Here is an 11,950-nt window from a genome sequence, read left to right on the forward strand (position 1 = left end):
ATGAAATCATCCCCTCAATACTGAAACCCCAATTTCACCACCGCCACACCCCCATCCGACCCCTGCCCATAGCTGGCCGAAAGCACCAGCCTGCTCAGCGGGCTTATCCAAAACCCACCCCCATACCCATCATGCCACTGCTTGCTCGCCTCCCCCTGCTGCCACACCCGACCCACATCATTGAACAGGATCAGCCCAAACGAACCCGGAAATAAGTAGGTATTAAACTCCGCCAGCTTTATCCGCAAATCGATGTTGTGATAAAACAACTCTCCACCCGCAAACCGGTCCTTATGATACCCCCGCAGGTTCTCCAGCGTCCCCAGAAACTGAGCCTGGTAGAACTGGTAATCCCCAAAATTCTTACCCCAGCCCACCCGATTGGCGACAACCACATTCGCCCGCGTATTGAAGCTCGTATACAAAGACAAGTCGGTATTCAGCTGCGAATACGCATGACTGTTACTATTCAATCCCCCGTAACTGCCAAACTTCGTCTCCCACAGGATACCCCTGGATGGCTGCAAGACATCATTACGATCGTCGACCACCACATTCACCCTGCCCCCGGCATAGGTCCTGTCCTTGTACAAAGTGGCCGCATCCAGGCCATTGATCGCCGTCTGATTGATAAACCGGCTGAAATTGCTGGCACTGTCCATCGTAAAGTACTGGAATACCGGACCCGCCGCCATCGAAAACACCCTGCCAAACCGCTTCCGCAGCTGCACATCCACATCATAGCTGTTATACCGCGCCCGGTAATAAGCCACCCCTTGCTTCCCATGTTTGTCGAAGACCGTCTCATTGCCATACCCGAAGAAATTGATCGTATTATTCGGCGCCCGCACCTCCGCATGCGCCAGCAGGTCCAGAGACCCGATAGCCTCGGTCGCCTCGAACGCATATTTGAAGACATACGCCTTCGTCGACAACGAATGCGCCGCCGACACCGTCTGCATGGTCTTGAAAGGCTCCTTGTGAAACCCATGCGTCGTATACCGGAAACCCGCGCCAATGAACACCCCGTCGTCAGGGTTGTAGGCCACGCTCACCAGCGGCGCCAGGATGTTGTAGTGGAAACCCAGTGTGGAATTCCCGATATACCCATGTCGCACAATAGCATTCACAGCGGGGTCGCTGGATAAGAACTTTCGTTCCGCACCGTTGCCTTCAAACGTATTCTTCTCCGTGTTGAGATCATAGATCTTTGTCTTCCCCGCTGGTGCGCTTACTTCGTTTCGGAAGTCATCATTGCCCGGGCCGCCGATGATCCGTACTACCGTCCTTCCCCCGTCCTGGCCATGGATATAGAACCGGTCGTCACCACCCTCTCCGTAAAGCCTGATCTCCTTCGTCACCTCCGAATAAAAGGTCCGGCTATAAAGCTTCTTGCCCGCCTCCCCTTCTTTATTCAGCTTATAGACATTCACGATGATCGAATCCCCGCTCCGCCGGTCGACGTCGAACAACTCCCGCTTGTCGCTGCCATATACGCTCACTACCTTCGAAATAAAAGCATAATAGCGCATCACCTCATCAACGTAATAATGCCGCCGCGCTTTCAATGTCGCAATGATCGCATCCATCGAATACCCATGGATGGCGGGCGGCTGCAGCCGCAGCGCCGCCTCGATCAGCGAATCCGTCATCGTTGCCACCACCGCCTCCGCCGCATCACGCCACTCTGTCGAAGTCAGCTCGTTGAGATAATTCCGGTCGAAATTCCGCGGCGCATAATTGAAGCCATAGATATTCCTCGCCTTCGGCCGGAAACCTTGCAACTGCGAAATGGCCCAGGAGGAGGCAACCAAATAGGAGAGCGCGCCATTGTTGATAAAGAACGGCTGGTCCCGGTCTCTCGGCACCGGGGACAGCGTCTTTCCCTTCCCGTTGTCGACCGCCAACCATCGCCACTGATCCTCATGCCGGTCGAAATCCATCACAAACATATCCAGCAGCCTTGCCCGCAACGTCGCGGGCTGGTCGATAGTATTGTCATTATCCTCCTTCAGCAGGCTCTCCAGGTCCCACATATTGTACGTCTTCTTCCCGTTGCCCGGCTCGCGCTCTTCCAGAAAGGCGAGGAGATTGCCAAAATCCGCACGAAACCGGCCCAGCCGGGGATCATCCGGGATATACACAAGCTGCGGAGTGGCGTGCGGTACACCCAGCGCCTGCGCCAGCGGAGGAATCGACAGGCAAGCATAAGGATACGAGGCCGATACCCCGTCACTCACGATATCCCTGACAAACTGATCCCCATGCAAGGCCTCCGGAAGCGCCAGATCGCTGACATGTTTTTTCACCCCGCGCAGAACATATTGACCGCCATCGGGACTCTTTATGCGCAAGGAAAGCGTCTGGGTGCCCCCTCCCCGCTGTAGCGGCGTCCAGCCCGTCATATCGAAAACCTTTGCCTTCACCGGCACCGACCACTCCTTCCGGTAGTTGGCGCCCAGCAGCCACCGGTGAAACCCACCCGCCAGAAATTCGGAATCGGCCACCACGGTCACGCTATCCGGGAAGCGCCCCACCACAACCGAAGTAGCCACAGGTTGTGGTAATGGCGCAACAGCAGCCGCATAGAACGCCTGGTCCAACCCCGTTGCCCCCACGTTGTAAAAACGGATCTCGCTCTTGCCACTGGCATGCATTTCTATCGTCGCAAACCCCAATTCCTCCTTGGCCATCAGCGAATGCTGACCCATTTTCACCCTCGTCTCCTTCGACCCCGCCCCGCTCACGACATAATACACACTATCGTGCTGCAATAGCTGCAACGTATGCTCATGACCCGCGACATCGATAATATTGCTGTGCCCCTTGATAACATCCTCTATCGCCTCCCGCATCTCCTTATACCGGGGATTCTTCGTGTCCTGCACATTCCCGAACACTCCCCGCGATATGGGATAGATAGACCCGATCACCGGCAGGGGAATATATAACCCCGGATTCAGATCGGTCAGCGGAAAGATATGCTGCTTCAACGTATAGTAACCGCCATGCTCCCCATGCGTATAGAAAGGATGATGCATGGCCAGAACGATCAGCTTGTCAGGATACAAGCCGACGATATCCTTTAGGGCATCCACGATCGTCTTCTGGTCCTTGCACTCACACGAAGACTCGAGTCCCGGCCTGTCCCGCCGGTCCTGCAGCCACCACTCGCTGTCCATACACACCAGCACCATCTTGTCACCAAGCGGTACCGCCACCGGTCCCGGACATCCCTCCCCCGGCAAAAGCGCCACATTAGCCAGCCCCAGGCCCTTGATATAAGCCTCTTCATTCCGCACCTGCTGCCAGCCACCGGGCTTCCCCTGTTTCCAGTCGTGGTTCCCTGGAACGAAAAAGACCCTCGCCCTCTTCCCTGCCACCACCGACACCTGGTAATCTAATATCCTGCGGGCCTCATCGTAACCCGCAGCCCCATCCGGCGGCATCCCCATCGGGTAAATGTTATCCCCCAGGTACACAAGGACATTACTGCTGTCATCCCAGTCGACATGTGTCTTAAGCCAATCACAAACGGGATGGTGCCCGTCTTTCAGCTGCCCGGCATCGCCCACCAGGAACATCCGTTGCACCACCGGGTCGGTCTGCCCATACCCACTGAAAATTCCTCCACTGGCAACCAAAACCAGGCTGATGATTCTTAGTATTCTTCTCATAAACGTTGTTTTAAGGTCCTGTCCGGCCCCTATGGCCGATAGGCAAAATACAACACATTCGCATTCCCCTGCTGCCCCTCATTGGAAATATACATATTACCCTTCGCATCGAATGCCAACCCCTCCGGCTGTTTGAACAGCATCGGGTCCAGCGGATACCATCCCTTCACCTTCCACTCATCATCCAGGGTGATCAGCACCTTGTTCACGGACGAAACGATATACCACTCCTTCGTCAACGGATGGCGCGAAATAGCGGACGGATGAAATTTCACCTTCTCATGGATACTCGTCAATTTCTCCCCGGGCACCGTCACCAGGAAATGATCCGTCACCCGCAGCACATGCTGCTGATCATACTGCAACACAAAACCTGACACCTCGACAGACTGATTGTCACCGGGACAATTCTTGCACAAGGCGATAAGCCGGCCGCCCTCATCCCCATACAAGCCCTCGTATTCCCCCTTCGGCAGAATATGAATATAACTCTTCACCCCTTTGTTGTCCCCTTTCCCCACCATCACCACCGGAATAACAAACAAGCTCCCGTCACTGCGCAGCACCACAAATTCATTATGGTTCAGCACCGTCACATCCTCATAGTCGCCATGCTTCCCAAACTTCCAGGATGGATATCTCCCGTCACCCAAATGAAAATGAAAAAGCCGCCCATGCTCGTCTTCGATCGCATAAAGCGTATCCACGTCATTACGCAGGAAACTCATCCCCGAGATCTCGTGCAATGGTTCGGGCAATACATATTTTTTGGGCGACCCAAGGTCATACCCATGCGGCGAAGGCACCGCCGTGGCAGCAGCTTTCACCACCCCCGCCTTATCCTTCTCCTTCGGCGGTTGCTGCCCTCCCCCGCAGGAGCTGGCCACCATACCAACCAGCACCAAAAGGATTATCATCATTCGATTCATCATCATTCTCATGTCCCCCGCGACCTCACCAGATCACCCCCACCCGCAACGCCCTCAGCCCGCTCACCCCCTGCAACTCCTCCAGGTCGAGTCGTTCTACCTCCCCGGTCAGGACATTCAACTCCTGCAAATACTTGATATACCCCTCATATTCCTCCGCCTCCCGGTCATTGAAATAAATGATCGCGACCTTCCCTGGTTGCGTCAGCCGCTCATTCGTATCCTGTACCCGCACCTTGTCGATCCGCTTCTTCACCACCTGGTAGCGGATATTATATCCACCTTCGACATCGAACCGGCGTTCGTCCTTCCGGAAGCTGATATCTATCGGCGAAGAATGGACAAAGATCAGCTGCGTGGTCTGCAACGCCTCAGGCAGCTCCGGCAACAGCTCATGCGTCCGCCGCGCCACCATCGCCATCGACTTCAACTGCCAGAGCCGGAGATTACGCAGATACAACAGGTCGAAAGAATGAGTCGGGGCGATCGATGCGCCGATATAGACATCATACTCCACCCCATCCGTCCTGAACTTCTCAAAATAGAACGGATAAGATTTTTGCAGCTCGACCATCGAATCCTCCAGCAGACCGTTGATCGTCTTGTTGACAAGCTGTATCGAGTTCTCCAGCTCACGCCGGTATTTGAACGCTTCCCCCGCCGTCTCTTCTATCGCCGCCAGGTAAGGCGTTATAAGCCGTTCAAGATCGGGCCTCGTCTCCTTGAAATGCGTCAGAAAATGGCCCGCCTTATCCCGGAGAAAGAGATTCAGGTTCAGCTCGTCGGCCGTCGTTAGCGCCCCATTCAACGCCTGCACCCATTTCTGGGTCTGGTGCAGCAATCCTTCCAGCAATTCCAGGTTCGCCGCCGCCTGTAAGGCCGACAGTGTCTCCGTCAATAACCTGAACTGCGTCTGCAGATCCCGCCGCAACGCGCCGTTCCGCTCCATCGTGGAATTCCGGATATCCACCGCCCCATATAAAGGATACACATCTTTAAAATAGATGGTCTCCACCGAAGGTAGCTCCAGCTCCGGGGAAGGCGCCGAACCGTCCTCCACCATCCGCTCGTAATGCCACGCCGCTTCATTGAACTTCCACTCCACCGCCGGCTGGATCGAGGTAAAGTTCTCCTTGACGATCGCCTTTATGCGCGCATCGAACTCATCGATACCGCGCCGCAACAACTGGGCCAGCAGGGGGATCACAACGTCCAGCCGGTCCAGCAGCTCCTCACTCACCGGCCCCTGCTTGCGGGAAGAGACCTCCAGCACCCCCGAAAGCCGGTTATTATGATACACCGGCACAATCCCATAGGAGGCCATACCAGCCCGCCGCAAGGTCTCCAGGAAGAAAGGCTCCCCTGGTTCATGCGCAGGAATGGTCTCGTACAAAATAAGGCGCGGGTCCTTGACATAGCGGTCCGCCAGGCACAGATAAGTCTTCTCCATCACCGCGTTGCTCCCGGCCGCCTCCCAAAGGATACTGCTGTTACATGTCAAAGCCGAATACACCGGCCGCCCGTTCACCATCAGCAGGGGCAACAGCCCAAAATGCAGTTCGCTGCACCCCACCAGGATATTCAAATAGCGTATCACCTCCTGCTGCAAGGCCGCCTCGTCACTGTGATCGGGATTTAGAATAAGATTCTTGATACTATCCACTACATATTCCCTTGTAATATCCGTCACCGTGATCGCGGAGATCCCTTCGAAGCGAAAGGCGCTCAAGGGCAGCTGTTCCAGCAGCCACTGTATCAGCTGTGGCCCCGGGTGCCGCCGCTGCAGCTCTTCAGGGTCCAACGGCGGAAGCTCACCCTTCGGCACCACCTCCATAAACCGGCTGTCGACATTCAGCTTGTAATAGCTGGGCAGCCCCGTCGCCACATTATGCATGCTTCGGATCATGGAATTGCCGGCCGGCAGGTCATATCCATACAAATGTTGCAGGACAATGGAATAGATCAGCTCCAGGTTCATCTTCGTCCGCTCCTGGTTCTGATCATCGATCATACAGGCCCTGATCTTGTGCGTCACCGGGTCCCGCAGCTTGTCATAGAAGGCATCCGTGCCATAAAAGACCACCGGCTTCACCGGTACCCCCAGGGCCCAGGCGAAATCCCGCTCGTCGGCCACCACCGGGAAGGCCGCGGTATAGACCAGTTCCAGCAGATCGGCGTACTGGCTCATTTCCTCCTCTTCGAAATAACGCTTTCCTCCAAGCCGCTCCTCGAAATAATGGATCATATAATCCAGCATTTTCACCCGCATGGTCGTATCTTCCGCACGCCGCCGCTGCAGGAAATGGACGAATCCGTCGAAGGAAAGCCGGGAGTCCAACTGCCCCGCCCCCTCCAGCTCTTTAATTATATAGATAACAGAGTTCTGCATGACTAATAAGGTTTACCCCCCGAACGACCGGCCGGGGCTCGTTCTCACTTGGACGGAAAAGCAAGCGCCCCGATCAGAAAGGCCACCACCGAAGCGATAAGCCCCCACATGAACACGTCATACGAAAGCCGCAACCACCGGTACTTCTTCCCAAGCGCGATACCCTGAAAATACACATCCCTGATCAGGCTGCCGTATAAAAAATCTGAATCATCCATCATCACCAGCATCCCGCTGGCATACTGCTCCAGGCTCATCCGGTAGTAATTACCAAAGAACAACAAGTTCACCTTTTTTTCATCCAGGTCCGCCTGGTTGAACGTCCCCGGCGGAATATGCGGCCGCGTGGCCAGAATAGAGAAGATTATCGTAACAAGGTTCACCGTCAGCAGCATTATCGCCGGTATCGTAAGATTCGTATACTCCTCGATCCTCCTCAGCAGCACGCTCAGCACGACGGAAATAATGATCGCGTTCACCTGGATGAGAATATGCGCCTTGCTATCCGCCTGCGAACTCAGCCGCTGATTATTATTGGAAGTAATGCGAAACACCGTGTCGATCCCCCTGCCCGGATCCTTCTTCTTGTCTTTTTTATCTTTCGTCACCGGCTTATGCTCCGCTTCATCATCCACCCCATGCTCGTGCAGCAGGGTATCGAGGGAATTACCCGGACCCTCCGGGTCCTTTGCCCGCAACTTCATCAGATTCTCATGCTGCTTTTCATTCAACAGCAGCCGGCAATAGTCCGTATAATACCGGTGAGCTTCCAAAAACCGGATCGTGCTCCGCCGCCACTCGTCCTTGCTGATCTTCCGGCCCGAAATCTCCTCCGCCTCCTTACGCATCAGCTTATTACGCTCGCTGAAATCATCCGTCCCCAGGTGAAAGAGGTCGGCATCACAAACGATCTGCTCGGTCAACCCAACCGCCCGCTGTGGCAGCTGCGTAGCGATGATACAACGGCTGACAGCTTCGATGATGGGGTGCTCCAGCCCCGTACCCTCCAGGTAACTCTGCGCCATCCGTGCACCCCGCTCTTCATGCCCCGTCCCCTCACCGGTGAGATATCCGATATCATGAAACCACGCCGCCACAACGACAGTGAAAAAGTCCACATCGTTCAGCTGGTAATGCTGCGCGATCTGTGTCGCCGCCCCCACCACCTTCTCCGTATGCAGCAGGTTATGATAATGCAATTTCTCATTGACATGCGTGCCAAATAAACTCCGTACGTAATGCTGCGCCTGTTCTAATGTGCTTCTATAATCCATGCAGACAAATTTACTCTTTTTCTACGCCCGCCGCCTCACCCTCAGCATCCATCCCCTTACCCCCCGCATCCATCCCCTCACTCGTCTTCGCGCCCCTCACCTCACCGCTCCCCCGCACATCTCCCGCCTCCGTCCGCACCCCCGCCACATCCTTCCCACCCAGCTTCACCCCCACCGCCGCCGCCACCTTCTTCCGATACTTCACCAGGTTGATCAGCAACACGCTGGTCAATATCACCACCAGCCCCAACAACTGCACCGGCGATAGGCTCTCCCCGGCAAAGAACACCCCGAGCAAAATTGCCACCACGGGGTTGACATAGGCATGCGTGCTCACTTGCGTGGCGGGCCGCACCTGCAACAGCCAGACAAAGGCGCTATATCCCGCCAGCGACCCCATCGTCACAAGATAGGCGATCGCCAGCCAGGACGAGACCGGAACATCCCGAAAATGGAACCCCGTCCACTCGCGGCTGACCAAACTCGCCGGAAGGAACACAAGCCCCGCCAGCAACATCTGCCAGCCCGCATTCACCGAATTCGACACCGGCGCACTATGATATTTGGAATAAAGCGAACCCGCCGCCCAGGAGATCGACCCGACGACAAGCACCCCCAACGCAATGGAGCTAATACCCGGCAATCCCGTACCCGCCCCCGCAACTCCCGAAGCCCCAGCAACACCCGAAGCCACCGCTCCCCCCTTCAGCCGCTCGGAAAAAAGCAACAGCACTCCGATGAACCCGATCACCAGCCCCGCCAGCGTGCTCCGGCTCCGGAAATTCACCGCCCACTGCCGCTTGTCCAGCAACACAAACCAGATAGGCCCCGACGCCAGCAACACCGCCGCCAGACTGCTCGGAACATACTGCTCGGCCCAGATAAGGATCCCATTACCGCCGCAAAGCAAAAAGAAACCCGACACAAAAGCCGGCCCGACAACCCCGCGTGAAAAAATATTCTCCCCCCGCACCACACACCACGCCAACAACAGGATACCCGCAAACAGATAGCGCAACACCCCCACCAACATCGGCGGAATATGCGCTACCGAAAGCCGGATAAAAAAATAAGTCGAGCCCCAGACAAGATAGACGGTGGCAAAGGCTATCACCACCATCATCATCGGGGCGGGTCTCTTCACAACATCGGCAGCAGGTCCATTCTCAACAGTTGCCATAGGCCTAAATTTTATGTGTCCCTTGCATCGTCTGAGTCCCTTCCGTCACAGCCGCCACTACCCCCTCCGCCCCCGAAGCATGACTCCCCCGCCCGCGCCGGTGACTAATATAATGAATAACCCGATGCTCCAACCAATGATGCAGCGGCACCAGTCCCGCCGCAAGCACGATCTTGATACAAAGCACCTTCCATGGTTCCTCATGCGTCCACGCCTGGATGGTCCTGTCCAGCAGCAGAATGATAAACTCAAAGAGGAAAATAAAGGACAAGAACACCACCGTACGAATCACCCCCACCGACACCGGCAGCCGCCCCAGCATAACAATAGTGATAAACAGCAGCACCAGCCCCGCCGTGAACCCCATATACTGAATATTATGGCGGCGCTCCTTATTCAGCTCCTCGTCCCGCGCCTGTCGCTCCTTACGCCGGTTCTCCGTCTCCACCTCCAGCTTCATCAGCTCCGTCTCCTGCGTCTTCGCCCGCAGGCTGTCTCCCTCCGCACTCGCCAATCGGTTATATACAAGGGCACTCCGGTAATCCCCCACCTGCTCGTACAACCGCTGCAGCGAGTCCGCAAACCCTTGCTCGTTATCGAGGTCCTTCTCCGCAGCCACCAGGTCAAAAGCCTTTCTGTAATAACCAATCGCTTCCGGGTATTGCCGCCGTTTGATATAATAGTCGCCGAAAGACTGGCAGAACCCGGCCTTCACCTCGATATTCCCCCGCTCGGAGACCAGGGGCTCGGCCAGCCGGAAATAATACATCGCGCTGTCATACCGGCCCTCCTCAGTAAAGGCCACCGCCTTTATCTGCATGAGATAAAAACCATACCCGAAATGCAGGAGGTAATCGAACAGCACCCGCTGCCCGAGAAGATAATGCAACGCTTTTACATACTCCCTGGTCTGAAAATAATACAGGTTGAATATCCGGAAATAGGAAGTGATCTTCAACAGGTCATAATGCAACGTGTCCGCCAGCGCAAGCGAATGCTCATACACCTGCAGCGCCAGGTCATGCTGCTTGTTATTCCCAAACAGCTCGCCAAGCCGGTTGAGGTCCATCAGCATATTGCTCCCGTCCCATAGCCGGCGATCCACTTCATACGCCTGCATCATTTCATCTATCGCCTTCCCGTATTCAAGCATCGCGCCATAAAAGTAGGATAACCCCAGGTACACGCGCCGCAACAGCCGGCCATCCCTGCTTTCTTCCGCAAGCGACAAGGCTTCCGAATAATGCTCGAAAGCCATCGGCATATTCTTCATGTCCCGGTATACATCCCCCATGGTAGCATAGGCCGTCACCTTCGCACTGTCGTTGTCCGTATTCACCGCAGTGGCCATCGCCAGGTTGCTGAAAGAAAGCGCCTTCTCATTGTCACCCTTTATCCGCCACATCCGCGAAAGTCCGGCATAACTCTCGGTCAGCAGCCGCAAAAGACCATCCTCCTTTGCGCCCTGCTCTGCCAGCTCGAAACAATGTTGAGCCTTTTCCAGGTTGCCCTCGAGCCCCTGGATGTTAAGATAGCGCTCCCCATTGCGCAGGTAGGTCGTGGCCATCAACCGCCTGTCGCGGCTCAGCTCCGCATCGGTCACCGCCTCCCTGGCATAGACCTCCGCCTGCATCGAATCCGGCGCAGTAGTCGCCAGGTCCATCAGAAAATGAACCTTGTCGGCGGTCGTTTGCGCCCCCGCCAGCCGCTTCTTCAGGCTGTCCCCGAAAAACGCGGACGAGTCCTGCGCAAAGCCAACCAGCCCCATCCGCAACAAAAGAATAAGGAATAGATATCGCATGCCCTAAAGATACCATCCTCCAGGGAGTTCAGTTCCCCTTCCCGTCACATTATAAAAACCGCAATGCTTCAGCGCTCCACACCACCCCATAAAATAATCAGGAACGGGGAGTTTGACCCACAATAAGACAATTTTTAAGGCTGCTGTCAGATCACTCGTGTAGGAATCAACAACTCCCGGATATCCACATCCAGTGCCAGGGCAATCTCCCGAAGTAATTTTAGTGTAGGTTGAAATTCGTTGTTGCAAATCCTGGTAACACTGTTGGGCGCAATGCCGACTCTGATCGCCAACTCCTTATGCGATATATCTTTCTCTGCTAAGACGGCTTTGATCCTGTTGATCTTAAGTTTTTTTTCCATTTTCTCCAGCGGTTTGAGGGGTAAGACAATTTAGGTTATTTCTCGTATAACCAACACGCAAAAGCGAAGATAAACTTCTAGGAATCAATGCCTTTTAGATATATCAAATACTTCTAAAGTATTTTTTAATCACTATACCGTATTATAAAATAATTTTTACGTATTTTACACGGTCTGATAAATTTGGTTAAGGCTCTGGCATTTTATTTTGCGTAATGTATCCGAAGATGGCCCCTCAGCCCATCTTCGGATTTTTTTATATGCGATCTCCACATCCTCCTGCAAAAAACCGGCCCACCCCCTTCCCCGCAGCCATACTGCACCGAAACTTCCCCCAC

At 55.0% G+C, this 11,950-nt stretch carries 7 protein-coding genes; all 7 read right to left on the reverse strand.

Annotated elements, in window-relative coordinates:
• Positions 1-14 precede the first annotated feature (14 nt).
• Positions 15-3,677 (reverse strand): BamA/TamA family outer membrane protein, encoded by a 3,663-nt coding sequence (locus tag IEY39_RS22505; protein WP_188935947.1) that lies wholly within the window; start codon positions 3,675-3,677, stop codon positions 15-17.
• 29 nt (positions 3,678-3,706) lie between these two features.
• On the reverse strand, positions 3,707-4,597 hold the full coding sequence (locus IEY39_RS22510) for an SdiA-regulated domain-containing protein (protein WP_188935949.1): 891 nt from the start codon (positions 4,595-4,597) through the stop codon (positions 3,707-3,709).
• A gap of 34 nt (positions 4,598-4,631) precedes the next feature.
• A complete protein-coding gene (locus IEY39_RS22515; protein WP_188935951.1) occupies positions 4,632-6,995 on the reverse strand; it encodes a GAF domain-containing protein in 2,364 nt (787 codons plus the stop codon).
• 44 nt (positions 6,996-7,039) lie between these two features.
• A complete protein-coding gene (locus IEY39_RS22520) occupies positions 7,040-8,269 on the reverse strand; it encodes a Pycsar system effector family protein (protein WP_188935953.1) in 1,230 nt (409 codons plus the stop codon).
• Positions 8,270-8,279: 10 nt separating this feature from the next.
• Positions 8,280-9,449, reverse strand: a complete 1,170-nt coding sequence (locus IEY39_RS22525) for an EamA family transporter (RefSeq protein ID WP_229689033.1) — start codon at positions 9,447-9,449, stop codon at positions 8,280-8,282.
• Between the two features lie 4 nt (positions 9,450-9,453).
• The gene (locus IEY39_RS22530; protein ID WP_188935955.1) at positions 9,454-11,250 is read right to left on the reverse strand and encodes a tetratricopeptide repeat protein; all 1,797 of its coding nucleotides are present in this window, start codon (positions 11,248-11,250) and stop codon (positions 9,454-9,456) included.
• Between the two features lie 146 nt (positions 11,251-11,396).
• Positions 11,397-11,612, reverse strand: coding sequence for a helix-turn-helix transcriptional regulator (locus IEY39_RS22535; RefSeq protein WP_188935957.1), 216 nt, complete (start codon positions 11,610-11,612; stop codon positions 11,397-11,399).
• Positions 11,613-11,950: the final 338 nt, after the last annotated feature.

The sequence above is a fragment of the Puia dinghuensis genome (genome assembly GCF_014642875.1).
Taxonomy (GTDB): domain Bacteria; phylum Bacteroidota; class Bacteroidia; order Chitinophagales; family Chitinophagaceae; genus Puia; species Puia dinghuensis.